Source organism: Cribrihabitans neustonicus (genome assembly GCF_048820895.1).
GTDB classification, from domain to species: Bacteria; Pseudomonadota; Alphaproteobacteria; order Rhodobacterales; family Rhodobacteraceae; genus Cribrihabitans_A; species Cribrihabitans_A neustonicus.
This window is the reverse complement of record NZ_JBMERQ010000014.1, coordinates 1-25,873: the sequence shown is the minus strand read 5'-3', so window position 1 is coordinate 25,873 and position 25,873 is coordinate 1. Positions and strand designations below refer to the sequence as shown.

At 63.2% G+C, this 25,873-nt stretch carries 23 protein-coding genes; 14 read left to right on the top strand and 9 right to left on the bottom strand.

Annotation, left to right across the window (positions count from 1 at the left end):
* Window positions 1-69 precede the first annotated feature (69 nt).
* Entirely contained in the window at window positions 70-753 is a 684-nt protein-coding gene (locus tag ACOHWE_RS18120; protein WP_420668135.1) for a DnaA N-terminal domain-containing protein, read from the bottom strand.
* Window positions 754-1,322: 569 nt separating this feature from the next.
* On the opposite strand from ACOHWE_RS18120, the gene ACOHWE_RS18115 reads away from it, so the two are divergent.
* The gene (locus ACOHWE_RS18115) at window positions 1,323-2,627 is read left to right on the top strand and encodes an AAA family ATPase (RefSeq protein ID WP_420668134.1); all 1,305 of its coding nucleotides are present in this window, start codon (window positions 1,323-1,325) and stop codon (window positions 2,625-2,627) included.
* Entirely contained in the window at window positions 2,624-3,718 is a 1,095-nt protein-coding gene (locus ACOHWE_RS18110; protein ID WP_420668133.1) for a ParB/RepB/Spo0J family partition protein, read from the top strand. Before ACOHWE_RS18115 ends, ACOHWE_RS18110 begins: the two co-directional genes overlap by 4 nt.
* Before the next feature lie 1,374 nt (window positions 3,719-5,092).
* Here ACOHWE_RS18110 and ACOHWE_RS18105 read toward each other — a convergent pair.
* From ACOHWE_RS18105 to ACOHWE_RS18075, 7 genes are read right to left on the bottom strand one after another with little or no spacing between them, the layout of a single operon-like run.
* Window positions 5,093-5,365 carry a hypothetical protein gene (locus ACOHWE_RS18105; protein ID WP_420668132.1) on the bottom strand — a complete coding sequence of 91 codons (273 nt, stop codon included), beginning with the start codon at window positions 5,363-5,365 and terminating at the stop codon, window positions 5,093-5,095.
* Between the two features lie 56 nt (window positions 5,366-5,421).
* Complete coding sequence (locus ACOHWE_RS18100) at window positions 5,422-5,808, bottom strand: response regulator (protein WP_420668131.1); 387 nt, start codon at window positions 5,806-5,808, stop codon at window positions 5,422-5,424.
* 16 nt (window positions 5,809-5,824) lie between these two features.
* Window positions 5,825-6,706: a CheR family methyltransferase gene (locus tag ACOHWE_RS18095; RefSeq protein ID WP_420668130.1), complete on the bottom strand. Its 882-nt coding sequence runs from the start codon at window positions 6,704-6,706 to the stop codon at window positions 5,825-5,827.
* Window positions 6,703-7,191 (bottom strand): chemotaxis protein CheW, encoded by a 489-nt coding sequence (locus ACOHWE_RS18090; RefSeq protein WP_420668129.1) that lies wholly within the window; start codon window positions 7,189-7,191, stop codon window positions 6,703-6,705. The genes ACOHWE_RS18095 and ACOHWE_RS18090 overlap by 4 nt, the downstream gene beginning before the upstream one ends.
* A complete protein-coding gene (locus ACOHWE_RS18085) occupies window positions 7,175-9,334 on the bottom strand; it encodes a chemotaxis protein CheA (RefSeq protein ID WP_420668128.1) in 2,160 nt (719 codons plus the stop codon). Before ACOHWE_RS18085 ends, ACOHWE_RS18090 begins: the two co-directional genes overlap by 17 nt.
* Before the next feature lies 1 nt (window position 9,335).
* Window positions 9,336-9,710: a response regulator gene (locus ACOHWE_RS18080; RefSeq protein ID WP_420668127.1), complete on the bottom strand. Its 375-nt coding sequence runs from the start codon at window positions 9,708-9,710 to the stop codon at window positions 9,336-9,338.
* Window positions 9,707-9,994 carry a hypothetical protein gene (locus ACOHWE_RS18075; protein WP_420668126.1) on the bottom strand — a complete coding sequence of 96 codons (288 nt, stop codon included), beginning with the start codon at window positions 9,992-9,994 and terminating at the stop codon, window positions 9,707-9,709. Before ACOHWE_RS18075 ends, ACOHWE_RS18080 begins: the two co-directional genes overlap by 4 nt.
* A 355-nt stretch (window positions 9,995-10,349) precedes the next feature.
* On the opposite strand from ACOHWE_RS18075, the gene ACOHWE_RS18070 reads away from it, so the two are divergent.
* From ACOHWE_RS18070 to ACOHWE_RS18040, 7 genes are all read left to right on the top strand, one after another.
* The gene (locus tag ACOHWE_RS18070; protein ID WP_420668125.1) at window positions 10,350-12,722 is read left to right on the top strand and encodes a methyl-accepting chemotaxis protein; all 2,373 of its coding nucleotides are present in this window, start codon (window positions 10,350-10,352) and stop codon (window positions 12,720-12,722) included.
* A 163-nt stretch (window positions 12,723-12,885) separates the two neighbouring features.
* Entirely contained in the window at window positions 12,886-13,827 is a 942-nt protein-coding gene (locus ACOHWE_RS18065; RefSeq protein ID WP_420668168.1) for a CheB methylesterase domain-containing protein, read from the top strand.
* Window positions 13,828-13,852: 25 nt separating this feature from the next.
* Window positions 13,853-14,410, top strand: coding sequence for a chemotaxis protein CheD (locus ACOHWE_RS18060; protein WP_420668124.1), 558 nt, complete (start codon window positions 13,853-13,855; stop codon window positions 14,408-14,410).
* Window positions 14,411-14,542: 132 nt separating this feature from the next.
* Complete coding sequence (gene modA / locus ACOHWE_RS18055; RefSeq protein WP_420668123.1) at window positions 14,543-15,361, top strand: molybdate ABC transporter substrate-binding protein; 819 nt, start codon at window positions 14,543-14,545, stop codon at window positions 15,359-15,361.
* Window positions 15,362-15,402: 41 nt separating this feature from the next.
* Entirely contained in the window at window positions 15,403-16,062 is a 660-nt protein-coding gene (gene modB / locus ACOHWE_RS18050; RefSeq protein WP_420668167.1) for a molybdate ABC transporter permease subunit, read from the top strand.
* Window positions 16,062-17,147, top strand: coding sequence for a molybdenum ABC transporter ATP-binding protein (modC, locus tag ACOHWE_RS18045; protein ID WP_420668166.1), 1,086 nt, complete (start codon window positions 16,062-16,064; stop codon window positions 17,145-17,147). Before modB ends, modC begins: the two co-directional genes overlap by 1 nt.
* A 126-nt stretch (window positions 17,148-17,273) precedes the next feature.
* Window positions 17,274-18,104: a bifunctional allantoicase/(S)-ureidoglycine aminohydrolase gene (locus ACOHWE_RS18040; RefSeq protein ID WP_420668122.1), complete on the top strand. Its 831-nt coding sequence runs from the start codon at window positions 17,274-17,276 to the stop codon at window positions 18,102-18,104.
* 18 nt (window positions 18,105-18,122) lie between these two features.
* Here the strand turns inward: ACOHWE_RS18040 and bhcR are convergent, their stop codons facing one another.
* On the bottom strand, window positions 18,123-18,956 hold the full coding sequence (bhcR, locus tag ACOHWE_RS18035) for an HTH-type transcriptional regulator BhcR (protein WP_420668121.1): 834 nt from the start codon (window positions 18,954-18,956) through the stop codon (window positions 18,123-18,125).
* 198 nt (window positions 18,957-19,154) lie between these two features.
* Here bhcR and bhcA point away from each other — a divergent pair, with 198 nt between their 5' ends.
* From bhcA to ACOHWE_RS18010, 5 genes are all read left to right on the top strand, one after another.
* Window positions 19,155-20,345, top strand: coding sequence for an L-aspartate--glyoxylate aminotransferase BhcA (bhcA, locus tag ACOHWE_RS18030; protein ID WP_420668120.1), 1,191 nt, complete (start codon window positions 19,155-19,157; stop codon window positions 20,343-20,345).
* Window positions 20,345-21,313, top strand: coding sequence for a beta-hydroxyaspartate dehydratase BhcB (gene bhcB, locus ACOHWE_RS18025; RefSeq protein WP_420668119.1), 969 nt, complete (start codon window positions 20,345-20,347; stop codon window positions 21,311-21,313). Before bhcA ends, bhcB begins: the two co-directional genes overlap by 1 nt.
* A gap of 17 nt (window positions 21,314-21,330) precedes the next feature.
* A complete protein-coding gene (gene bhcC / locus ACOHWE_RS18020; protein ID WP_420668118.1) occupies window positions 21,331-22,494 on the top strand; it encodes a 3-hydroxy-D-aspartate aldolase BhcC in 1,164 nt (387 codons plus the stop codon).
* A gap of 70 nt (window positions 22,495-22,564) precedes the next feature.
* Window positions 22,565-23,530, top strand: coding sequence for an iminosuccinate reductase BhcD (bhcD, locus tag ACOHWE_RS18015; protein WP_420668117.1), 966 nt, complete (start codon window positions 22,565-22,567; stop codon window positions 23,528-23,530).
* 112 nt (window positions 23,531-23,642) lie between these two features.
* A partial coding sequence (locus ACOHWE_RS18010; protein WP_420668116.1) for an NADP-dependent malic enzyme occupies window positions 23,643-25,873 on the top strand: 2,231 nt, incomplete at its 3' end.

The following is a 25,873-nucleotide window of genomic DNA, read 5'->3' as shown; positions in this document are numbered from 1 at the left end:
TTCCTTCCGAGGGCAAACCCCCGCAGTGGCTAATAAATCCTTGGCGCCCGCGGATTCAACCCGTGCCGGCTAGGCCACCACCACCACGGCAGAGACATCCGGGTCCACGTCGCGGCAGGCGGCCAGCAGGCGCTGGGTCAGATGCGCGGCGACGTAATTGGCATGGAAACGGCTCGGCGCCTTCAGCGTCAGCCGCCCCCCTGCCCTGCTGTCGCGCGCAAGCCCCTGGATCCACGAAGCATAGTTGGCCGGGTCTTCCGCGTGCAGCACGGCCTTCGCCAGGCTCCACTCGCTGCCATCGGAGACATCTGGCGCTGCCGGTGTGGTTCCGGGGCGCAGCGGGACCACATTGGGTGCGGGCTCCTCGGCGCCTTGCATCCGGTGCTGAAAATCGGGGCCCACTGCACTCCAGGACGGCTGCGTATCGTTGAGGAGACGGTCGATATCAATGCCATATTCGGTCACTCGTCCCCGCGCGCCCTGGCGCTTGACGATGAGCCAGCCGCGGCCGCGCAGCTTTGCCATCTCGCGTTTCACCGTGCGCTCGTCCACGTGCCAGAGCCGGGCGATCTCGCGCTGGCCGACCGCCAGTTCGTCGCGCTGCCAGTTGTAGCGGGCGGTGAGCAGAGTAAGAAAGCGCAGCACCAGCTTCTCGGCCGGCTTGCCTTCGGCCAGCGCATAAGCCCCCAGCGCGGTGAGGATATCGTATTTCAGCGCTGACGCATTGCGTCCCGCAGGCCGTCTGGCAAGCATTGCCGTCCCCGTTTCTGCCTCCCCTGCCCTGCCGGGCTGGAGTATGCTGCCTCAGTCTCCCCGGTTCTGGTTTGCCGGGATTTGCGTTGGCCGGTCTGGGACCGAACTCAACGCTATTCGAATTGTGTATCCGATTTGCGTCCGGACTGACGATTCTGTCAAGCGCTGGGTTCAATTCATTTCAAACCCAATCCCTTTTTCGAATGAAAAATTGGTATCAATGGTATTGGAGGACATTCAGGCTGTCCCCCAATTGCCCGGAAATGTCCCCCAATTAGCAGTAGTTCACCGCCGGGTGTCCCCCTAGATCTGGCTATATCAGCGTCCGGTCAGCGCTGTGCGCCGCTCGATCCTTTGTCACGGAGCCGAATCGCGGATCCCCTTGATTCCCGGGGTTTTGCGCCCCTGTGTCCCCGCGGGGACAGGACGTTCTTTCCCACGATATTAGGTTTTGCGTTTTTTGCAAATTCCGCGTAGATGGATTTCGAGGCCGTATTTGCGTCCGCTGGCCGGGCGCTGCCAAGAACAAAAGACACCGTATAAATATACGCGCAGACCGAGGAGCAGTGATGTTTACCCATGAAGACCTGTCCAAGATGCAGGCGCAATCGCTCAAGATGCAGAGTTGGATCCGCCAGCAGACTTTCTCGCCCGAAATGGAAAAGACGCTGCGACGCTTCTCCTCCTGGGAGGTCGCCGAGCTGATCTTCCGCGTCAACCAGTCAACCCTGCGCGGCCGGCTCTCCACTGATCCCTCGCTGCCGCAGGGCCATGTGGAGGAAGACGGCCGCCAGCGCTGGTATTCGCTGGACGAGATCAACGAGCTGCGCCGCCGCATCAAGATCAACCGCAAATCCCTGCTGCCGAAACGCCCCGCCAACAAGCGCGCACTGAGAGTGGCGATCTCCAACTTCAAAGGCGGCGCCGGCAAGTCGACCGTGGCGCTGCACTTCGCCCATGCCGCGGCCCTCGACGGCTACCGGGTGCTCTGTGTCGACTTCGATCCGCAGGCAACGCTGTCGCACTCGATGGGCCTCAGCGACGTGACGGAGGATTACACCGTGTGGGGCATCATGGCACGTGACTTGGTGAGGGAGACGGAGCGGATGAATGCCGGGCTGCGCGGCGCGGAATCCGGCGCCGCCCTGCCTCAACGCCAGCTGCCCGAAGCCATCACCGGCATGGGACTACAGGATCTGCGGGTGAGCGACTTCGTGAAATCCACTTCCTGGCCTACCATCGATCTGATTCCAAGCTGTGCGAACGCCGCCTTTGTTGAGTTTGCCTCCGCCCAGTACCGGCACCTGAACCCGGAGTGGTCTTTCTTCGCTGCAGTCTCCCGCTACCTCGACCAGCTGCCGGCGGAAGACTATGACCTGATGATCTTCGATTGCCCGCCCGCTATCGGCTACCAGTCGATGAACGCGGTCTTTGCCGCCGATATGCTCTATATCCCCTCTGGCCCAGGTTACTGGGAATACGACTCCACAACCTCCTTCATCGGCCAGCTCTCCGAAGCGCTGGAGGATCTCTCCGCTTTCAACGGCGTTGTCCCCGCGGGGACATTCGCGCTGCCCAAGGTCTTCCAGGACGTCCGCTTCCTGCTCACGCGCTACGAGTCCGGCAACGACCTGCACCGGGCAATGCGCTCGGCCTTTATGAAGGTCTTCGAAGGCAGGATGACCGAGCACCCGATCGAGATGACCCGAGCGGTGGAGCAATCCGGCCGCTTCCTCAGCTCGATTTACGAGATCGACTACCGCGATATGACACGGGAAACCTGGCGGCGGGCGCGGGCTTCCTTCGACCAGGCGTATGACGAGTTCAAGGCCTACGCGCTCGAAGCTTGGGACAATCTGGAGGATGAGGCATGAGGAAGCGCAGGGTCTTCGACGTTAACTTCCCCGCTGATCCCGCTCCTGTCCCTGCGGGGACAAAGACGCCGGAAGCGGAAGAGAAACCAGGCGAGAGCCGCCGCGGCCCGATGGCCACAGCGATTTCGGAAAATGCCGGCGCCCTGCGCGCCCGGGCCCAAGCCGAGCAGAACATCCGTGCCGAGAACGACCGGCTGGCGCATGAGTTCGTGCGGCTGAAAAAGCTGGGGCTGGTGGTCGATCGCATCCCGCTCGGCAAGATATCGATGGAGAAGCTCATCCGCGACCGTTCTGCCACCCGTGATCCGGACCTGGAAGAGCTGAAGGAGTCGATCAAGGCGGTTGGCCTCTCCAATCCGATCCGGGTCGAGGAGACGGAGACCGGCTATGAGCTGGTACAGGGGTTCCGCCGCTTTCAGGCTTACCGCGAGCTGCACGAGGAAACCGGCGATGAGCGCTATGCCGAGATCCCGGCCGGCCTCGTGGCGCGCGGGGAAACTCTGCAGGGGCTATACCGGCGTATGGTCGATGAAAACCTGGTTCGGCGCGACATTTCTTTTGCCGAAATGGCCCAGCTGGCTCTGAACTACGCCTTGGACGAAGCCACCGGCGCAGAGGATGTGGAAGCAGCGGTGAACGTGCTCTACGCGTCCGCCGGGCGGCAGAAGCGGGTCTATATCAGGCATTTTGCCACGGTTCTGGAGGCTACCCAGGGGTTGCTTACCTTTTCCGAAACGATCCCGCGGGCACTGGGGTTGGAGGTGCGCAAGCGCCTAAGCGAAAACGAGGCCGCGGCTGAAACACTACGGATGATGCTGGAGCGCGAGCGTCCGGCCACGGCCGAGGCCGAACTGGCGCTTTTGCGGCGCTTTGCCGATGACCGCCCTGGACCCGCCGTCAAACCGGCCGGGGTGCCCCGGCCGGGTGTCGCGAAAACCACGCTTCGCTGCACTGTCCCCGCGGGGACAGTCCGCTGCCAGGCCCGCGACGGCAAGATCGAGATGGCGATGGACCGGGACTTTTCGGAGATCGAACGGCACAAACTGGAAGACGCGATCGCCGCATTCTTCCGTGCCCTGGAAGAAGATTGAGGCCGGTACGCCGGTGTGCGAAGACGATGGCCCGGCAGGTGCGCCGGGCCTTTTCATACTGGGTCTATCCCGTCGGGACGCCCGGTGGAATGTTGTTAGCTCCGGCCGGGTTCAGTTGAGCACGCGGGAGGCGATTCAGTCTGGTCGTCCACAATTTGAATGCCTCCTTGCTTTCCAGGTCGGCGCCGCTGTCGGCTGATACCTCACAACCTGCTTCAGAATATCCGTGACACGCTGTTGAGCTGACGGGCGCGGGAGAGAAGGTGAAGTTCATACCGCGTGAGAGGTTGCCGACGCGTCCGGCGCAGGAAGCACGGTGGAATGCCGCCACCGCGGCGGAGTTCCACGCCCGGGCCTCCGTTTGCACAGCGAACGCCCCTTCTGTCCCCGCGGGGACGGCCCTGGTTCCGGCACCTTGTCGGGGCAGGCGTGCTTCCGGCCGACCGGCCCGACTTCGGTGAATGGTTCCTTGGTGATCGTCCTGGGCCATTTCCTATCCCCGAATTCGGGCTGAAGTCCGCTAGACTGAGGAGGATCCGCCGCGCCGAACGCGGTCGCGTCCGAAACCGCGGTACTATAACGGGACCGCTTAGACCGGCACAGGTTCCGCCCAAGGGAGGGCCCTGCCGGCGGGTGAAGGGCCATGCTGCGTTGCAGCAAAGCCCCCAAGTTCCGCAACTGGCTCACCGAACGCGAATCTGTCCGGCGCCTACGCTGCTTGCGGTGTAGTACGAAGCCAGTTTAGCGCCGATTCCGACACGGGTAGACTCGCGGAACCTGGGCCGGAGCGGCTCGATTTCGCGAGGCTACCCGTGATGATTGAGGGAAGGCGGCCCGCACCATCTGCCGGCTTCAGGCGCCAGCGGCCAGCCAACTGTCCGAAGGGAAATCGCTGCGGGGCAGGGGGGACGAGCGGGGGAGACGTGCGGGAGGAGGAATGGCGGAGATGCGCAGTAAGAGAATAACCGACCGATACCGGGGAGATCTTTGCCAGTTGGCAATTTTGGTCATGACGCCGTTACGAATCTCGAAATTCGGGGCCCGCCTCGTCTATCGCCCGCGGTCTGGCAGGCCCACGGCCTGAGATCACGAATACCGCAGGCCACGCCCAATAACATCCCTGTTAAGGGGGAGCGTCGGCACGTTTAGGCCGCCGGGCATTCCAAAGAGCGCGCGAGCGGCCGGCTGCCGCCGTCATGCATGTCGCGTCCTGCCAAACCTTCGCCCCAACAAGGCGCAGGTTATGACAGCTTCAGGTCCGGTCTGCCAGAGCGTGAGAGGGGTGGGCCGGTCTGCGGACCAGCGGCAAGCAGCACAAGACGCAAGCTGCTTGTCTATGGACAGCACCGCGCAGGCGTGCGCGGTGCCGAAAGTTCACGCGCCCGCCATGCTGCTGGCGGACTGCAGCCGTTCGCGCAGCTTTTCAAGCGTAACCCCGCCAGCGGCAGCGGGAAGGTCGGCAGGCCCCTCTTGGTCGACCTGATCCTGGACTCGTTCGAAAAATCCGGACAAGCCCGCCAGTGTCTGAATCACCAGGTCGAAGTCCTGCAGGGCGCGCAGTTCCTGGCTGGTGGGGGCGGTGCCGCGCTCCAGTACGTCCAGGACAACATCCTCCAGCGCCTGGATCTGCGTGCGCAGCTGCCGCATTTCCCACGCCGACGCGGCGCAGAGTTCGCTGAGAGCTTTTCCGGGGCGCTCCATAATTAAAGCCGCCCGACGACTTGTTCGATCGCCTGTTTCATTGTCGCCACGGTGAAGGGCTTGCGGATGATGTTGTTCAGGCCCAGCTTCTTGCCAACCTCGATGATTTCAGGTGTCGGCTTGCCGGTCACCAGGATGAAGCCGACCCGCTGGGTGACCTGATGGCCGCGCAGCGCCTGAAGCAGGCCGAGACCGTCCATGCCCGGCATGTTATAGTCGGACAAAACCAGGTGCACTGGGGTTGCGGCCAGTTTCTGAAACGCCGACTGGCCGTTGTTTTCCACCATGTAATTCTTGATTCCGATCTCATCCAGGCACTGGGTGAGAATGCCGCGGCTTGTCGACATGTCATCCACAACCATGACACGGAGAGAGTCTTTCAAGCTCATTTTATTTTCCTTCTGCTCAGCTTGCATGCCCGCCCGGGGAGCTCCGGCCGGGATGTGCGTTGATGTAGGTTGTGATCCCGGCCGTCTTCAGGCTTTGTGCTGCGGGGCCCGACATCCGTTCGGAGTGGCCGATGAAGATGTAACCGCCTGGGTTCAGGGATTTCTGGAAGGCCTGCCAGACCTTCTGCTGGGTCGGATTGTCGAAATAGATAGCCACGTTGCGGCAGAAAATGGCGTCGAACTTTCCTTTGAACGGGAATGGCTCGATCAGGTTGAGCACACCGAAGGTAATCAGCTTGCGCAGGCTTTCCGGGAAGCGGCCGTCTTTGTCGCGCGCGGGCAGCAGTTTGCGGTAGGCGGGGTCGATCTGTGCGAGCTCGTCTTCGGGGTATTTCGCGGCCTGGGCCCTGCGCACCACAACCGGGTCGATGTCTGTGCCGAGGATCTTGAAGTCAAGCTTTGCCGCTTCCGGACAGAGGTCAAGCACGATCATCGCGATCGAATACGGCTCCTGCCCGTTGGAGCAGCCCGCCGACCACAGCCGCACCCGTCCGCCGCGCCGCGCCTGTTCGATCAGAGGCGGCAACACGTCGTTGCGCAGCGTCTCGAAGTGGTGCGGCTCCCGGAAGAAGTGGGTCACATTCGTCGTCAGCAGCGACAGCAGTCCGCTGCGCTCCTCCTCCGCGTTCGGCCCGTCGAGGCTTTTCAAATACTCCTTGAAATCCGTGATGTTGCGCTGCCGGAGCTTGCGCGCCAGCCGCGAGGAAACCAGCGGCTTCTTGCTTTTCGCCATCGCCAGGCCGAAGTGCCGGTGCGCGTACTGCGCAATGGACTCGAATTCCTGGTCGGACAGCGAAAAGCCGTCTGCCTGGGGAGCGATGGGGCCCTCTACGCTCACAGCATCACCTGCTCCGGAGCCGAGATCACCGCATCAAGGTTGATGATGCGCACCATGGTGTCATCGTGCGATATGATGCCCTGGATGTATTCCATGGTGTTGCGGCTGTCGACTGGCGGGGTTTCCTGGATGTCGCCCGGGTTGATCGAGATAATCTCGGACACCGATTCCGCCAGCAAGCCCACCGGCTTGCCGTGCACCGATACCACGATCACCACGTTCCGCTCGCTGGCCTCAGTCTGTTCCAGCCCGAAGCGCGCCGAGAGGTCGTATATCGGGATCACCGCGCCGCGCAGGTTCATCACCCCCAGCACATCGGCAGGAGCATGGGGCAGGATGGTCACAGGCGACCAGCGGCGGATTTCGCGGATTTGGGTGATCTTCAGGCAGAACGCCTGACCCGCTACCGTGAAGCTGACAAACTCGCTTTGTTCGGCGTGTTTGACTTCGTGATCAGTCTGTTTAACTTCAGCTTGCGATTGCATTGCTCATTCTCCGCTCGGTGTCAAAGGCGGCTGCCGTAGGCGACGCCGCAATGATGCTCTCCGGGTCTAGGATCATGGCAATCTTGCCATCCCCCAGGATGGTGGCCGCCGCGACCCCGGGGATCTCGCCGCAGACGCCGTCGAGGCTCTTGATGACCACTTGGCGCTGGTCATGGATGTCATCCACCGCCAAGGCGCAGCGCTGGCCGGTTTCGGTTTCCACCAGGAGGTAGACTCCGCCCTGGCGGCCGCTTTCGCGGTAAAGGCCAAGCGCGCCGGCCACATCGCAGATCGGCACGAAATTGCCGCGGATCGACAACAGGGTGCCGTCGGCGCCCAGGCTGTTAATCATGTCGTCGCTTCCGCGCATCGTCTCCACGATCGAGGTGATCGGCACCACCATGGTCTGATCGGCCACCGACACCACCATGCCGTCCATCACCGCCAGGGTCAGGGGCAGGATGATGGTGAAGGTCGACCCCTTGCCGGGGTTCGAGGTGATGTTGATGCGGCCGCCGAGACCGGTCACCGCGTTTTTCACCACGTCCATGCCGACACCGCGGCCGGAGAGGTTTGAAACCTCCTTGGCGGTCGAGAAACCGGGCAAGAACAGGAGGTTGTCGATCTCGTTGTCGGTGAGCTCGGCATTCTCCGGAATCAGCCCCTTCTCGATGGCGATTTCCTTCACCTTCTGGCGATTCACACCGGCGCCGTCGTCCTTGATTTCGATGCAGACGCTGCCGGAGCGGTGCGAGGCCGTGAGGCGGATCTCGCCGGTGGTGGGCTTGCCCGCTTCGGCGCGGCCTTCGGGTTTCTCGATGCCGTGGTCGACCGCGTTGCGCAGGATGTGCGTCAGCGGGTCGGACAGCCGTTCGATCACCGTTTTGTCGACCTCGGTCGCTTCGCCTTCGGTTATCAGCTTCGCGGTCTTGCCGGTTGCCGCCGACGCTTCGCGCACGATGCGAGCCATGCGCTGGAACAGCGGTTTCACCGGCTGCGCGCGGATCGACATCACGCCTTCCTGAATGTCGCGGGCAAGATTCTTGAACCCCTCCAGCTCCGTTTCGACATCCCTGGTGTCGGAGACGTTGAGGTTGGCGATCTGCTGCGCCAGCATCGAATGGTTGATGATAAGTTCCCCGACCGCGTTAATCAGCCGGTCCACTCGCTCGAGCTCGACGCGCAGAGTAGGCTTGGGACCGCGCTGCTCCTGGCGGCCGCCTTCGGCCTTCTGGCCTGCGGCTTTGTCAGCGCTCTTGTCACCGGCCACGACCGGAGCCGGGGCGGCGTCGGGTTCTGCTGCGGGGGCCGGCGGGTCAAAAGGGGCGGCGAGCGTGTCTCCGCTGCTCTCGTCCGGTGTGCCGAACATCGCATCCAGCGCGGCAATGGCATTGGCTTCCGCCTCGGCATCGCCGTCGCCTTCGATGGACAGCTCGCAGAGGCCTTCGACAAATTCGAAAACCGCCTCGACCACGGACCGCGGCTCGGAGGTGACCAGAACAAGATTCCAGGCCAGGTAGCTTTCGCCCTGATCCATCGCATCAAAACCCGGCAATTCGGATTCGTCGAGTTCCACAGTCAGCTTGCCCATTTCCTGCAGCGCCTGGAACAGGAAGAAGGGTTCGTTGCCGGTGCCGTACATCTCCTTCAGGGGATGGAAGCGAATCCGGTAGGTTTCTTCCTTGGGCGCGGCCGGGCCGCCGAGATCGGGCAGATCGACCGGGCCGCCGAGGCCCATCGGCTCGAACGTAAGATCTTCCTCCTCCTCGGGTATATACTCGTCCAAGGCCTCGAGCAGCACGTCGTGATGCGCCTCGTCAATCTGGCCGCCGTCGCGCGCCACTTCAACCAGCGCGGACAGGTGGTCGCTGGCGCGCAGCAGCAGCTGGATCAGTTTCTCGTCGAGATCCAGCCGGTTCGAGCGCACCTCGTCGAAGACGGTTTCGAACCGGTGTGCAAAAGCTACCAGATCATCCAGGCCAAATGCCCCCGCGCCACCCTTGATCGAGTGCACAGCACGGAAGATCGCATTGACCACCTCGGGGTTGTGATCGCCTCCTTCGATGGCGGTCAAACCCTCATCCGTTGCTTCAAGGAGCTCTTCGCACTCCTCGAAGAAGGTATCCTGAATCGACCCCGACATCTCAGGCCGCGGCTCCGGTGACCCGCTTCAGCGCGAAGATCAGCGAAGCGTCGTCGAAAGGTTTGGTGATCCATCCGGTGGCGCCGGCGTTGCGGGCGCGGGCCTTCATCTCCGGCGCGCTTTCGGTCGTCAGAACGAGGATCGGCACCTTGGAGTTGATGCCGTCGCCGCGCAGCTCTTCGATCACGCCGAAGCCGTCGAGGTTGGGCATGTTGATGTCAGTTATCACCACATCGGGGGCCACGTCGGGGTACATGTCCACACCCTCACGGCCGTCCACGGCGCAGTGATATTCGAACCCGGCTTCCTCCAGGGTCGCGGCGAGCAGATTCCGGATCGTGCGGGAATCGTCGATTGCCAGGACTTTGGTCTTCATGCTGTATCCTCGTCTTCAAATCGGTTTGGCTCCAGCCCCAGAAGGTTCAGGGACTTGCGGCAGGATTCGGTCACATTGGTGACCGCAAACCCCACCCCCTCGGACCGCCATTGCTGTTCCGCGCCAAGCAGCAGCTGCAGGCAGCGCGAGGGCATGACCGCGGTGTTTTTGCAGTTGATTTCGACCGGCTGGGTGCGGGCCCCCTGCAGGAAGGCGATCAGCGGATCGAGATCCGCGAAAGCATTCGGCAAATCCAAAAGGTGATGTTGCGTTTCCGTGCTCATGTTCGGCGATTCGCACCCCCGTTGTCGGCGATCAGTTCGAGTTCGATGCTCAAATACTTAGGGCCCGGGCCTTAATATTTGATTGCCGCCAAAGCCTGCCTGGATGCATTTATAAGGAGGCCGCGGAGCGAAAGCCGCACGCCAAACGCTGCCAATTTTAGATGTTTCGGGCCGGGTCCGCGAAACCGCCCGTCCGTGCTCCCGGCGATCGCGCCCCTGGGGCGGCTGCCACTCCGTTTTCCGGCAAAAGGCGGCAAAATCCATACCTCGTAAGCGGCAAATTAACCCCTGCAAGGCCATCGTCGTGGCCATTGATTTTGCGGAAGCCTAGACCGCAATCCCTCAGGAGGACGGAATGAAAGCGCTTAATTCGCTTAAGCTGGCACATAAGCTGCCATTGTTCGTGGTTGGGTTCGGCGTGCTGCTGACGGTGATTCTGGTCACCATCGCCACCACCAGTTTCCAGCGCAGCGCGGTGGAAAACGCCGAAAGCCAATTTAACTCGATGGTTGCTGACCGGAGATACTCGGTCCAGAAGCTGCTGGATGGCATCCATGCCGATGTGCAGACCCTGGCGGCCGTGCCCTCGACCGCCACGGCGGTCGAATGGCTCACGATGACCTGGAACGGGCTGGATGGCGACCCCGGCGTGGTGCTGCGCAAGGCCTACATTGACGACAACCCGAACCCCGCTGGACAGAAACATCTGCTCGCACGGGCGGCAGGCGAGTCTCCGTATCATATGCATCACGAGAGCTTTCACCCGGCCTACAAGACGCTGATCGAGACCAAGGGCTACTATGATGCCTTCCTGATTAACCTCGCGGGGGACGTGGTCTATTCGGTCTTCAAGGAGAGCGACTTTGGCACAAATATGTACAGCGGCCCCTACAAAGATACCGGACTGGGCGCCGTCTACCGTCAGGCCGTCGAAGGCGGCCGGGGAGAGGTTTTCTTCGCCGATCTCAGCCCTTACGCGCCGAGCAATGGCGCCGCGGCCGGTTTTGCGGCCGCGCCGATCGTGAATGACGCCAACCTGACCGTTGGCGTGCTTGCCGTGCAGCTGCCGGTCGAGCTTCTGGCCAATATCGTCAACAACGCTGACGGACTCGGAGAGACCACCCAGATTTACATTGCGGGTCCCGATCTCCTTGCGCGCACACCGGCGCGCGAGGAAGGCGGCTTCGAGGTGCTGGCGCCGCTGCCGGATACGGAGCAGGTTGTGAATGCTTTCGATGGCAAGTCCCACATGCTGCAGCAGGCCGAAGGGTTAAACGGACAGAGCGTGCTGGCATACTCGGCGCCGCTCAAAACCGAATTTGCCAATTGGGCCATCATCGCCGAGCAGGACTGGGACGAGCTGATGGCTCCGGTGGCACAGGACCGGAACCTGCTGCTTGCGGTCTCAGTCTTCTGCGCCGCGGCGATGTCGCTCCTAGGCTGGCTGTTTGCCCGCTCGGTTACCCGGCCGATCGACCGCATCTGCACCGATATGGAAGCGGTGTCCTCGGGCAATCTTGACACCGAGATCACTGCGGCCAGCCGTTCGGACGAGATCGGCAAGATCGGCAAGACGCTGGTCAGCATGCAAGCCGACCTTCAACAGGCCCGTGAAGCCGAGGAGGCCCGGGCGGCACAGCAGCGCGAGCAGCAGAAAGTCGTGGAGAGCCTGTCTGCCGGACTTGTCCGGCTGGCCGCGGGTGATTTCTCGGAAACGATCCGGGAGACTTTCTCTGACGATCACGAGCAGCTGCGGCATGATTTTAACCGCACGGTTGAAACCCTGAATGGTACCGTGGTGCAGGTGGTCGAGGCGGCGGGCAGCATCCGCAATGGCGCTGCCGAAATCAGTCAGGCCTCGGACAACCTTTCTAATCGTACTGAAAGCCAGGCAGCGACGCTGGAGGAAACCGCAGCTGCATTGGATGAGCTGACTGCGAGCGTCAGATCCGCCGCGGAGGGCGCGCGTTCCGTGGAAACCACCATGGGTGAAGCCAAGGCCGAGGCCGAGGCAAGCGGAGAGGTGGTCCGAAACGCCGTCGCGGCAATGACCGAGATCGAGCAATCCTCGAAGCATATTTCTCAGATCATCAGCGTGATTGATGATATCGCTTTCCAGACCAACCTGCTGGCGCTGAACGCTGGTGTGGAGGCCGCGCGTGCAGGCGAAGCGGGCAAGGGTTTTGCCGTGGTCGCGAGCGAGGTGCGGGCTCTGGCACAACGCTCGTCGGACGCGGCAATGGAAATAAAGACCCTGATTGGCGACAGTTCGAAGCAGGTCGAACGCGGTGTCGATCTCGTCGGCAAGACTGGCGAAGCGCTGCAAAGCATCGTCGCCCAGGTCAGCCATATCTCGCAACTGGTTTCCGGGATCGCCGAAGGCGCCGCCGAACAATCTACCGGCCTGGGAGAGATTAACACAGGGATGTCGCAACTCGATCAGGTCACCCAGCAGAACGCGGCGATGGTGGAACAGTCCACCGCGGCCGGGCACATGCTGAACAGCGATGCTGCCAAACTGGCCGAGCTGGTGGCCCATTTCCGTATCAGCGGCAGTAGATCCTCGGGCTCCGCTCCGGACGCCAAACCCAAAGCGCAGGATGGCCCGGCGCCGGCTGCCCCCACCGCCCATGGCGGGGACAGCTGGGAAATCGAAGCCAGCCCTGCGCCTGCCGCCGCGGTTGCCGCCAGGGGCAATGCCGCCCGCGAACTCTGGCAGGACTTTTGACGAAAGCCGGGAGGCGCCGCCGCTTAGTGGCGCCTCCCAGACTCTGGCAACCTGCGCAGGTCACACATCCCGCGCACAGCAGTAATTGGGGAACCCATTGTCTTCTCACAGCCTATTGATCATTACCACTGACCGGAACTTTGCCCGGTCGCTGCAGACCCACATGGAAGCTGCCAACCCTGGCATGAAGGTCTTCCTGGCCAATAACCTTATGATGGCCTACAATCAGGCCGAGGCGGGCCAGCCGGACTTCGCCTTTGTTGAGGACGGATTCACCAAGCTGCCCGAATTCGAAATGATGATGGCGCTGTTTTCCGCCATGGACACTCGTTGGGTGTCGGTGATGGATGATCTCGCCGCGACGCCTGCGCGGAAATCCTCACCGCTCCTGAACAGGGGCGCGGGTCTTTTCGAACTGACGAAATCGGCGCACCCGCGGGAGTTTGCGCAGTACTTCGACATGATGGTCAGGGCGCCGCGCCGCGGGCACAGCCCCGCCGGCACCCCCGCTGCGGGCGCCGGCACGGCAGCACAGACCTTCAAAAAGCTGATACTGATCGGGTCCTCGACCGGCGGCGTCGAAGCTTTGCGCAGCGTTCTCGTCGGCTTTCCCTTCGACTGTCCGCCGACACTGATCGTGCAGCACACCGGGCGCAATTTCGGCCAGGGGCTGGTCTCGCTTCTGGACAGGATTTGCCCAGCCAAGGTGCGTACGGCGGAGGACGGGATGAAGCTGGAGCCAGGCCACGTCTATGTCGCCGCGGGCCAGCGCCGCCACTTGGGGCTTTCCAGCCGCAAGCCACTCAGCCTGCGGATGAAAGAAGGTCCGGCAATTTCTGGTCATACGCCTTCTGTTGACGCTCTGTTCACTTCTGCCGTGCCATATGGAAAGGACATCGTCGCCGCCATCCTCACCGGGATGGGACAGGACGGAGCCCGGGGGCTACTGGAGCTTCGCAAGGCCGGGGCAACCACCTTTGCCCAGGACGAGAAGTCCTCGGTTGTCTACGGTATGCCGCGGGTCGCTTGGGAAATGGGCGCGGCGCTGAAACAGATTCCGCTGGCGCGGATGGCAGGAACACTTCTTCAGGCTTGCAAGGCTTGACACGACCGCAGGAAGGATCACCGTTTTGACTTCTGTTTTCACAAACTCTACGACTGTTACGGTGCTGCAAGGGGAATACCGCGTGACAACCGATCAGCGGACGGTGTTCTCCACGGTACTCGGCTCCTGCATCGCGGCCTGCATCTTCGATGCCGAAAACGGGGTTGGCGGGATGAACCATTTCTTGCTGGCCAATGCCCGCCAGGGCGGGGCAGCTAATGCGCGCTACGGCATCCACGCGATGGAACTCCTGATCAACGGCATCATGAAGAAGGGTGCAAGCCGTGCCAATCTGAAGGCCAAGGTATTTGGCGGCGCGAAGATGTCGGTCAACCTGTCGGATATCGGGGCTTCGAATGCGGAATTCGTGCAGCGTTTCCTGCGGGATGAGGGCATTCCTTGTGTTTCCTCCAGCGTCGGCGGCACCTCGGCGCGCAGGGTGCGGTTTCATGCGGTATCCGGCAGCGCGCAGCAGACCCAGGTCAAGGATGACCGGCGGCTGGGAGAACAGGAACGCGCGGCGGCTCGTCCGGCAGCGGCCCCGGCACCGGCGGAAGGTGCGGGCGCAGTCACGCTGTTCTGACCGCTTCTTACGCCGGGGCCGCCCAGCACCGTCTGCGGCGTAGCCCGGTTCAGGGCTGCGGTGTAAATATCTGTTTGCCCGGCCAAGCGCGCGGCGGTACTTCCTTGGGGCAAACCAAATGACCGGGGTCCGATGCGCCTGCTGCTTTTCCCGGCCCGCCGGGGCCATATCAGCCGCGTCTCCACATGCCAGGGCGTTGCCACACTGGTGCTGGGGCTTCTGTTGCTGTGCCATCCCGGATTGGCGCTGGCGGGACAGATCACCGTCTTTGCGGCCGCCAGTTTGAAAACCGCGCTGGATGCCGCCTCCGCCGAGTTCGAGGCGGAGACAGGCACTGAAGTTACCCTGTCCTACGGCGGCTCGCCCATGCTGGCACGCCAAATCACGCTGGGTGCGCCGGCCGACGTGTTCATTTCGGCCAATCCCGGCTGGATGGACCATCTGCAGGGCAGGGGGCTGATCGAAGCCGCGGCGCGGGAGGATCTTCTGACCAACCGGCTGGTGCTGATTGCCCATGGCAAAGACGCGCCGCCGGTAGATCTGGCCCAGGGGCCGGAGCTGGAAAGCTTGCTGCAGGGAGGCCGTCTGGCAATGGCGCTGGCGGAGGCGGTTCCGGCCGGCATCTACGGCAAGGCGGCGCTGGAGGCGCTGGGGCAGTGGGAGACAGCCGCCGCCAAGACCGCTCAGGCTGCCAATGTGCGTGCCGCACTGGCGCTGGTTGCATCGGGCGAGGCGCCCTACGGCATCGTTTACGCCACCGATGCAGCGGCAAGCGATGCGGTAAGTATCGTTTACAGCTTCCCGCCGGAAAGCCACCCGCCGATCCGCTACCCGGTTGCACCGGTGACCGGCCGCAATACCGGCGATGTGCCAAATTTCCTGACCTACCTGCGCGGCCCGCGGGCGCGGCGGATTTTCGAAGACCACGGCTTCGGAGTACTTCCGAAGTGACCGGGCTCGCAGAATGGCTGGGACCGCAGGGGTGGCAGGCAATGGCGCTGTCTTTACGGGTGTCCTTTTGGGCTACGCTGGCGGCGCTGCCGCTGGCGCTTGGCACCGCATACGCGCTGGCGCGCTGGCAATTTCCGGGCCGGCAGGTGCTGAACAGTCTGGTGCACCTGCCGCTGATCCTGCCGCCGGTCGTAACCGGCTACCTGCTCTTGCTGCTGTTCGGTACCCAGGGTCCGCTGGGGGGGCTATTGCAGAGCTTCGGCATCGTGCTGGCCTTCCGCTGGACCGGCGCGGCACTGGCAGCGGCGATCATGGCCTTTCCCCTGATGGTGCGCGCCATGCGGCTTTCGATCGAGGCGGTTGATCCCAAACTGGAACAAGCCGCCGCCACGCTTGGCGCGCCGCGGGTCCTGGTTTTCGCCACGATCACTCTGCCGCTGATCCTGCCGGGGGTGATCGCCGGCACGGTACTGGGCTTTGCCAAGGCGATGGGGGAGTTCGGCGCCACGATCACCTTTGTCTCCAGTATTCCGGGGCAAACGCAGACGCTGCCTTCTGCGATTTACACCTTCCTGCAGGTGCCGGGCGGAGAGGCTTCGGCGCTGCGGTTGACGCTGGTGTCGATCGGCGTGGCGCTCACCGCACTGGCTTTGTCGGAATGGCTGGCCCGCCGGGCGGCGGCGCGGGCCGGGGGGCGGTGATGCTGTCGGTCGAATTGCGTCATGCGCTGCCGGGCTTCGGGCTGGACATCCGGTTCGAGGCGCCGCCGGGCATCACTGTGCTGTTCGGCCGCTCGGGCGCAGGCAAGACAACGGTGATCAACGCGGTAGCCGGGCTGGCGCGCCCGGACGCAGGCCGGGTTGCGTTGGATGGCAAGGTGCTTTTTGACACCGAAGCGGGCCTCTGGGTGCCGCCGCACCGGCGCCGCATTGGCTATGTCTTTCAGGAGGCGCGTCTGTTTCCGCATCTGACCGTCCGGCAAAACCTGCTCTACGGTCAGTGGTTTGCTCCGCACGCGGCGCGCCGCGAAAGCCTGGAGCGGGTGACGGAGCTGCTCGGGATCGGAGACCTTTTTCACCGCCGCCCCGGCCCGCTCTCGGGCGGGGAGAAGCAGCGGGTAGCGCTTGGCCGCGCGCTCCTGTCGGCACCGCAGCTGATCCTCGCGGATGAGCCGCTCTCGGCGCTGGACGAGGCGCGCAAGGCGGAGATCCTGCCGTATTTCGAGCGTCTTAGAGACGAAAGCGGCATTCCCATCCTCTACGTCAGCCACTCCGCTGCGGAGGTGGCGCGGCTGGCAACTACAGTGGTTGTGCTGCAGGATGGCAAGGTGCAGCGGCAGGGCACGGCGGCGGAGGTGCTTGGGGATTCCGCGGTGCTGCCCACCGGCGTGCGCGGGGCAGGGGCCTTGTTGCAGGCCCGGGTTCTGCGCCACCACACCGACGGGCTGACGGAACTGGATGCCGGAGGCCTCGCGTTGTTCCTGCCGCAGATAGCCAACGAGGCGGGCAGCAAGGTGCGGGTCCGCATCGCCGCGCATGAGGTGATCCTTTCGCGCCGGCGCCCCGAAGGTCTCTCGGCTCTCAATATCCTGCCCGGCACGGTGGAACACATCCGCACAGGGGATGGGCCCGGCGCGATGGTGGCGCTGCAAACCGCGGCGGGCCGGCTGCTGGCGCGGGTCACCCGGCGCTCCGCCGAGGCGCTGCAGCTGGCGCCCGGTGTGGACTGTCATGCCATTGTGAAAACCGTCTCCATCGCGCCGGAGGATATTGGCGGTCAAGGCTGAGGCGCACAGTCTATATCAAAAAAACCAGAACAATCCTTCAGGTATTCTTGGTACGGAAAAAAGTTGGTTGTCTCCCCAAGCCGGGTATCAATGAAGGCAGCATGTTATTTCAGACAAGGCTGCGCCATGACCAAACGATCCTACTACGCTCCGGAAGGCGGCCTGCCGCCGCAAACGCAGCTGCTCACCGACCGCGCCATGTTCACCGAAGCCTATGCGGTGATACCCAAAGGCACCATGAGCGACATCGTCGCAAGCCTCCTGCCGTTCTGGGACAAGGCGCGCTTCTGGGTGCTGTCCCGGCCGCTGTCGGGCTTTGCCGAGACCTTCTCGCAATATATCGCTGAGGTGCAGCCGGGCGGGGGAAGCAGCCGCCCCGAGACCGAGCCGGGCACCGAGGCTGTGCTGTTCGTGGTGAGCGGCAGCATGACGCTGATCATCGACGGCACCGCGCATGAGATGGAAGAGGGCGGCTATGCCTACCTGCCGCCGCAGGCGGAATGGGCGCTGCACAACAACAGCCCTGCGCCGGTCCGGTTTCACTGGATCCGCAAGGCCTATCAGGCGGTAGCAGGGCTGGAGATGCCGGAAGCCTTCGTCACGAACGAAAGCAGCATTGATCCGAGCCCGATGCCGGGCACCGAGGGCAAATGGGCGACTACACGCTTTGTCGACCCGAACGACCTGCGCCACGACATGCATGTGACCATCGTGACTTTCGAGCCGGGCGCGGTGATCCCCTTCGCCGAGACCCACGTGATGGAGCACGGGCTTTACGTTTTGGAAGGCAAGGCGGTCTACCGCCTCAACCAGGACTGGGTCGAGGTTGAGGCGGGTGATTACATGTGGCTGCGCGCCTTCTGCCCGCAGGCCTGCTATGCAGGCGGGCCGGGTAAGTTCCGCTACCTGCTTTACAAGGACGTGAACCGGCATATGCCGCTGGCGCCGCAGCGCTAAGGCGGCTTCACCCGGTCTTCAACCGGGCGGGCCGTACTTTGCCAGCGGCGCTCCCAGACCGAAAGACAGTTTTTGCGCGGCGCCCTTCACCAGGGCGCCGATTTCGCTGATGCGGGCATCGGGCATCCGCGCCGAGGGGCCGGAAACGGAAATGCCCGCCAGCACTTCGCCTTGCATGCCGTAGACCGGAGCCGCCACACAGCGCATACCAGGCGCTTTCTCCTCGTCATCGAAAGACCAGCCGCGGCTGCGGATCTGCGCCAGGTCGGCGCGCAGCGCTTCCGGAGAGGTCAGCGTCTTGGCGGTGAACTCTTTCAGCTCGCGGCCGCGCAGGAAGCGGGTGAGCTGGTCCTCGGCAAAACAGCTGAGCAGCGCCTTGCCGATGCCCGAGGCGTGCATCGGGGAGGTGGTGCCGGGCGGGAAGAAGGCGCGGATCGATTCATGCGTTTCCACCTGGCTTACGAACATCACGTCGCTGCCGCTCTCAATACCGAGGTTCGAGGTCTCGCCGGTAGCCTCCATCAGCTCGCGCATCACCGGCCGCGCCCGTTCGATCACGCTGGAGCGGCGCAGGAAGGCGGAGCCGAGCCGGAAGGCCATTGGGCCTATGTGCCAGGTCTGAGTCTGCGGCTCCATTTCGACGATCTGCCGCGCTTCCAGCGTTGCCAGCACGCGGTACATCGTCGCCGGGGATTGGGCTAAGTTCTCCGATATCTGAGTGAGCGTCATGCCACTGGCGCCTGCGAGCGCGTCCAGCACATCGAGCGCCCGGTCCAGCGCCTGAATGGTGGCCGGGCGGGTGGTGGAATCGAAGTTTTTCGGGCGGCCCTTGCGGCGGGGCGGCTGCGGCATTTCCAGGCCTCCACGAGGAAAACGATAAGCTGCTTATGGATATTGATGAAAATCGCTTCTGTACAGTGAAAAAACATAAGTAACTGTTATGCCTAAATAATTACGCAAATTCTATGTTTGTGAAATATTTTTTCAAAAAAATTTCTCCGCGCGCGGGTTGGGTATAGAGTGAATGAAACAGCCACAGGAGGGTGCGCAATGAGCTTTCAGAACCCGGTTTTCATCCCCGGCCCGACCAATATGCCCGAAGTCCTGCGCAAAGCAGTGGACATGCCGACGCTGGACCATCGCTCGCCACTGTTCGGGCAGATTCTGCACCCGGCGCTGGCCGGCGTTAAGAAGGTGCTGAAGAGTGAAGAGGCGGCAATCTTCATTTTCCCCTCCACAGGCACCGGCGGCTGGGAGACGGCAATCACTAACACGCTCTGCGCCGGCGACAAAGTACTGGCGGCGCGCAACGGCATGTTCAGCCACCGCTGGATCGACATGTGCCAGCGTCACGGGCTGGACGTACAGGTGGTCGAAACCCCCTGGGGTACGGGCATTCCGGCCGACCGCTATGAGGAAATCCTGACTGCCGACAAATCCCACGAAATCAAGGTGGTTCTGGCGACCCATAACGAGACCGCAACCGGCGTCAAATCCGACATCGCTGCTGTCCGCCGCGCGCTCGACGCGGCCGGCCACCCGGCGCTGCTGTTTGTCGATGGCGTCTCCTCGATCGCCTCGATGGACTTCCGCATGGACGAGTGGGGCGTCGATATCGCCGTCACCGGCTCGCAGAAGGGTTTCATGCTGCCGCCGGGCCTTGCTATTGTGGGCTTCTCGCCCAAGGCGATGCAGGCAGTGGCCGGCGCGACCCTTCCGCGCACCTTCTTCGACATTCGCGATATGGGCAAGTCTTACGAGAACAGCGCCTACCCCTATACCCCCGCGGTCGGTTTGCTGAACGGACTTAAGCTCAGCTGTGATATGCTGCTGGAGGAGGGGCTGGAGAACGTTTTTGCCCGCCACCACCGGATTGCCGAAGGCGTGCGCGCCGCGGTCAAGGCCTGGGGGCTGGAGCTTTGCGCCGTATCGCCCGACGTCTACTCCGACAGCGTCAGCGCGATCCGCACGCCTGAGGGCTTTGACGCCAACAAGTTCGTGAGCCTCGCGGCCGAGAAATACGGCGTCGCTTTCGGCACTGGCCTTGGAGAGGTCGCCGGAAAGGTGTTCCGCATCGGGCACTTGGGCAGCCTCACCGACGTGATGGCGCTCTCGGGCATCGCCACCGCGGAGATGGTGATGGCCGATCTCGGCATCGGCATCACCCTGGGCTCCGGAGTGGCGGCGGCGCAGGACTATTACCGCGGCAACAGCGGCGCCAGCACGAAGGCCGCCGCGTAATGAAGGATAACGCCATGCAGATACCGACATACGAGGACATGCTGGCCGCGCATGAGCGCATCAAACCGCATATCCGCCGTACTCCGGTGCGCACCTCGGACTACCTCAACGAGCTGGCAGGCTGTCAGTTGTTTTTCAAATGCGAAAACTTCCAGGAGCCGGGCGCCTTCAAGGTGCGCGGCGCCACCAACGCGGTGTTCGGGCTGGACGACGAACAGGCTAAGAAAGGCGTGGCGACGCATTCCTCGGGCAACCACGCATCCTGCCTCAGCTACGCGGCGATGCTGCGCGGTATTCCTTGTAACGTGGTGATGCCGCGCACCGCTCCGCAAGCCAAGAAGGATACAGTCCGCCGCTATGGCGGCGTGATCACCGAATGCGAGCCGTCCACTTCCTCCCGCGAGGAGACCTTTGCCCGGGTGCAGGCAGAGACCGGCGGCGACTTTGTGCATCCCTACAACGACCCGCGGGTGATCGCGGGGCAGGGGACCTGCTCCAAGGAACTGGTGGAACAAACGGGCGGGCTCGACATGGTGGTGGCGCCCATTGGCGGCGGCGGCATGATCTCGGGCACCTGCCTGACCCTTGCGACGCTGGCGCCGGAGACCCAGGTGATCGCCGCGGAGCCCGAGCAGGCCGATGACGCCTACCGCAGCTTCAAGGCGGGCTACATCATCGCCGATGATGCGCCCAAGACCATTGCCGATGGCCTCCTGGTGCCGCTGAAGGACCTGACCTGGCATTTCGTTTCCAATCACGTGAGCGAGATCTACACCGCATCCGATGCCGAAATCATCGACGCAATGAAGCTGATCTGGAAGCACCTGCGGGTGGTGATGGAGCCATCCTCGGCGGTGCCGCTCGCCACCATTTTGAAAAACAAGGAAGCCTTCGCGGGCAAACGCGTGGGCGTGATCATCACCGGCGGTAATGTCGATCTCGACAAGCTGCCCTGGATGAACAGCTGACTTTGGGGAACAAGACAATGAACGCACAGACCAATTTCGACGAACTCACCGTGGGCTATGACGTCCCGGCTGTCCCGGGTATGGACGAGGCCGATATCCAGACCCCTGCGCTGGTGCTCGATCTGGACGCGCTGGAGCGCAACATCAAAAAGATGGGCGATTACGCCAAGGCCCACGGCATGCGCCACCGGGTGCACGGAAAGATGCATAAGTCGGTAGATGTTGCCAAGCTGCAGGAGAAACTCGGCGGCGCGGTGGGCGTCTGTTGCCAGAAGGTCTCCGAAGCCGAGGTCTTCGCACGCGGCGGTATCAAGGACATTCTGGTGTCGAACCAGGTGCGCGACCCCCTGAAGATCGACCGCCTGGCACAGCTGCCCAAGCACGGCGCGCGCACAATTGTCTGTGTCGATGACATCGGCAACGTCGCGGACCTGTCGGCGGCGGCAAAAAAGCACGGCACCGAGCTGGAGGTCTTCGTCGAGATCGACTGCGGCGCGGGCCGCTGCGGTGTGACCACGACCGATGCCGTGGTGGAGATCGCCAAGGCCGTGCAGGCTGCGGATAACCTCAAGTTCAGCGGCATCCAGGCCTACCAGGGTGCGATGCAGCACATGGACAGCTACGAGGACCGCAAGGCCAAGCTGGACATCGCCATCGCCCAGGTTAAGGACGCGGTGGATGGGCTGAAGGCCGAAGGCATCGAGTGCGAACTGGTTTCCGGCGGCGGCACCGGCTCATATTACTTCGAGTCGAACTCGGGCGTTTACAATGAGCTCCAATGCGGCTCCTACGCCTTCATGGACGCGGACTATGGCCGCATCCTCGACAAGGACGGCAACCGCATCGACCAGGGCGAATGGGAAAACGCCTTCTTCATCCTCACCCAGGTGATGAGCCATGCCAAGGCCGACAAGGCGATCTGCGACGCCGGGCTGAAAGCGCAGTCGGTGGACAGCGGGCTGCCCGTCATTTTCGGCCGCGACGACGTGGAATACGTCAAGTGCTCGGACGAGCATGGCGTGATTTCCGACCCCGATGGCGTCTTGAAGGTCGGTGAGAAGCTGAAGCTGGTGCCGGGCCACTGCGACCCGACCGCCAATGTGCACGACTGGTACGTCGGTGTGCGGAACGGCAAGGTCGAAACCGTTTGGCCGGTTTCGGCCCGCGGCAAGGCTTACTGAGAACGATCCCCGAACTGGCGGAGGTGCGCATGCCGCCCTCCGCCGGCTTTTTTCCTGAGGAGAAGCAACAATGTATATTGTGCCCGAAAAGGCCATCGCGGATCTGGTCAGCCGCAAGGACGCATTCGACGCGGTCGAGAAGGTCTTTGCTTCGATGTCCAAGCGCTCGGCCTACAACTTCCCAGTGATCCGCGAAGCGATCGGTCATGCCGATGCGCTTTACGGCTTCAAATCCGGCTTTGACCGCGACGCGCTGAACCTTGGGCTGAAGTCCGGCGGCTACTGGCCGGGAAACGAGGCCAAGGGGCTGACCAACCACCAGTCCACCGTCTTTCTGTTCGACGCGGACACGGGCAAATGCCGCGCCGTGGTGGGCGGCAATCTCCTGACTGCACTGCGCACCGCCGCCGCCTCGGCCGTGTCGATAGCGCATCTCGCACCCCAGGACGCCAAGGTGATCGGCATGATTGGCGCTGGCCACCAGTCCGCCTTCCAGCTGCGCGCCGCTTTGGAGCAGCGCAAGTTTGAAAAGGTGATTGGCTGGAACCTGCACCCCGAAATGCTGTCCCGCTTGGAAGATGTGGCCAAGGAAGCCGGCTTGCCGTTCGAAGCGGTAGAGCTCGACCGGCTGGGGGCCGAGGCCGATGTGATTATCTCGATCACCTCCAGCTTCGATCCGATCCTGCTGGACAAGCACGTGCAGGGCCCGACCCACATCGCCTGCATGGGGACCGACACCAAGGGCAAGCAGGAGGTCGAGGCGGCGCTGGTCGCGCGCGCCACCGTCTTCACCGACGAAATTGCCCAATCGGTCAGCATAGGCGAATGCCAGCACGCGATTGCGCAGGGACTGATCCAGGAAAGCCAGATCAATGAGATCGGTGCGGTGATCAACGGCGACCATCCGGGCCGGACCAGTGCGGAGGAGATCACCCTGTTCGATGGCACCGGAGTTGGGCTCCAGGATCTTGCAGTGGCCGGCGCCGTGGTGGAGCGCGCCATTGCGGCCGGAGTCGCCATCGAAGTGGATTTCTGAACCCGCAGGTTCCGCCCCGAGACACGAAAGAACCCGGTGCGCCGCACCGGCCGGGGCCTCGCGCGCATCTGTGCGGGGCCCTTTTCATGCCGTCATGAAGGAGAAACCCAAGATGGCTCTGGACGACAAATCCGCCAGTAAGCGCCAGGAGGCGCTCGACTATCACGCCTACCCGAAACCCGGGAAGCTGGAGATCCGCGCGACCAAGCCGATGGCGACGGGCCGCGACCTGTCCAATGCCTATTCCCCAGGCGTAGCCGAAGCCTGCCTCGAAATCGCCGCCACCCCGGCGGATGCTTCCCGTTATACCGCCAAAGGCAACCTGGTGGCAGTGATCTCCAACGGTACCGCAGTACTGGGACTCGGCGACATCGGCGCGCAGGCGTCGAAGCCGGTGATGGAGGGCAAGGCGGTCCTGTTCAAGAAATTCGCAGGCATCGATTGTTTCGACATCGAGGTGAACGAGACCGACCCCGAAAAGCTGGCTGATCTGGTCGCTCGGCTGGAACCGACTTTCGGGGCCATCAATCTCGAAGACATCAAGGCGCCCGATTGTTTCGAGGTGGAGCGGCTTTGCCGCGAGCGGATGAACATCCCGGTTTTCCACGACGACCAGCACGGCACCGCCATCGTCGCGGCTGCGGCGCTGCATAATGCGCTGATCGTGGCGAAGAAAGAGATCGGAGAGATCAAGGTCGTCGCGCTCGGCGCCGGCGCGGCTGGGATTGCCTGCCTCAAGATGCTGATGGTGATGGGGGTGCCGAAACACCATATCACCATGCTCGACAGCAAGGGCGTGGTGCACTCGGGCCGCAGCGATCTGAACCCGCAGAAGCAGGAATTCGCCCGCGAAACCGATTTGCGCACCACTGAAGAGGCGCTGGCGGGGGCCGATGTCTTCCTTGGCGTCTCCGGCCCCGGGCTGCTGACCAGGACGATGGTCGCCCGGATGGCAAAAGATCCAATTATCTTCGCGCTTGCCAACCCGACGCCCGAAATCATGCCGGAGGAAGCCCGCGCCGCGGCTCCCGGCGCGCTGATCGCCACCGGACGCAGCGACTATCCGAACCAGGTCAACAACGTCCTGTGTTTCCCCTTCATCTTCCGCGGCGCGCTGGATGCCGGGGCGACCGAGATCAACGATGCGATGAAGCTGGCCTGCGTGGAGGCCATCGCCGGGCTTGCGCGCGCGACTACTTCAGCCGAGGTGGGCGAGGCCTACCGGGGTGAACGCTTGTCCTTCGGGCCGGAGTATCTGATCCCCAAGCCCTTTGATCCCCGCCTGCTGCCCACCATCGCCACCGCAGTTGCCCGCGCCGCCATGGACTCTGGCGCCGCAACGCGGCAGCTGGATCTGGAAGACTACCGCAACCGGCTTCAGGGCGAGGCCTTCCGCTCCTACAGCATCATGCGCCGGGTGTTTGACGCCTCGCGCAGTGCCGCCCGCCGCATCGTCTTTGCCGAAGGCGAGGATGAACGCGTGCTGCGCGCGACCCAGGCCATGGTCGAGGAAGGCAGCAGCCGGCCGGTGCTGATCGGCCGCCCGGACGTGGTGGAAGCGCGGCTGGAGCGGGAGGGTCTCAGCATCCGCGCAGGCACCGAGTTCGAGCTGGTGAACCCGGAAAACGACCCGCGCTACCGTGACTACTGGCAGAGCTACCACCAGCTGATGCGCCGCCGCGGCGTGACCCCGGATCTGGCCCGCGCCATCCTGCGCACCAACAGCACCGCAATCGCTGCCGTGATGGTGCAGCGGGGCGAGGCAGACAGCATGATCTGCGGCACTTTCGGCGAATACCGCTGGCATCTGAACTATGCCGCCCAGGTTCTTTCCACGGACGAGCTGCATCCGGTCGGCGCCCTGTCGCTGCAGATCCTTGATCAGGGTCCGCTGTTTGTTGCCGACACTCATGTGCATGTCGAACCCACCGCGCAGCAGCTGGCAGAGGTGGTGATTGGTGCTGCCCGCCACGTGCGCCGCTTCGGGATCGAGCCGAAGATCGCGCTCTGCGGCGGCTCGCAGTTCGGCAATCTCGACAGCGCCTCGGGCCGGGTGATGCGGGGTGCGCTAGAGATCCTCGACGGCACCCGCCTCGACTTTGAGTACGAGGGCGAGATGCACACCGATGCCGCACTTGACCCCGATCTGCGCGAGCGGCTGTTCCCTGAAGGGCGGCTTTCGGGCAAGGCCAATGTGCTGGTTTATGCCAATGCCGAGGCAGCGGGCACCGCGCGCCATCTGCTGAAATCCATCGGCGGCGGGCTGGAGGTCGGACCGGTGCTGATGGGCATGGGCAACCGGGTGCATATCGTGACGCCTTCGGTCACTGTGCGGGGTTTGTT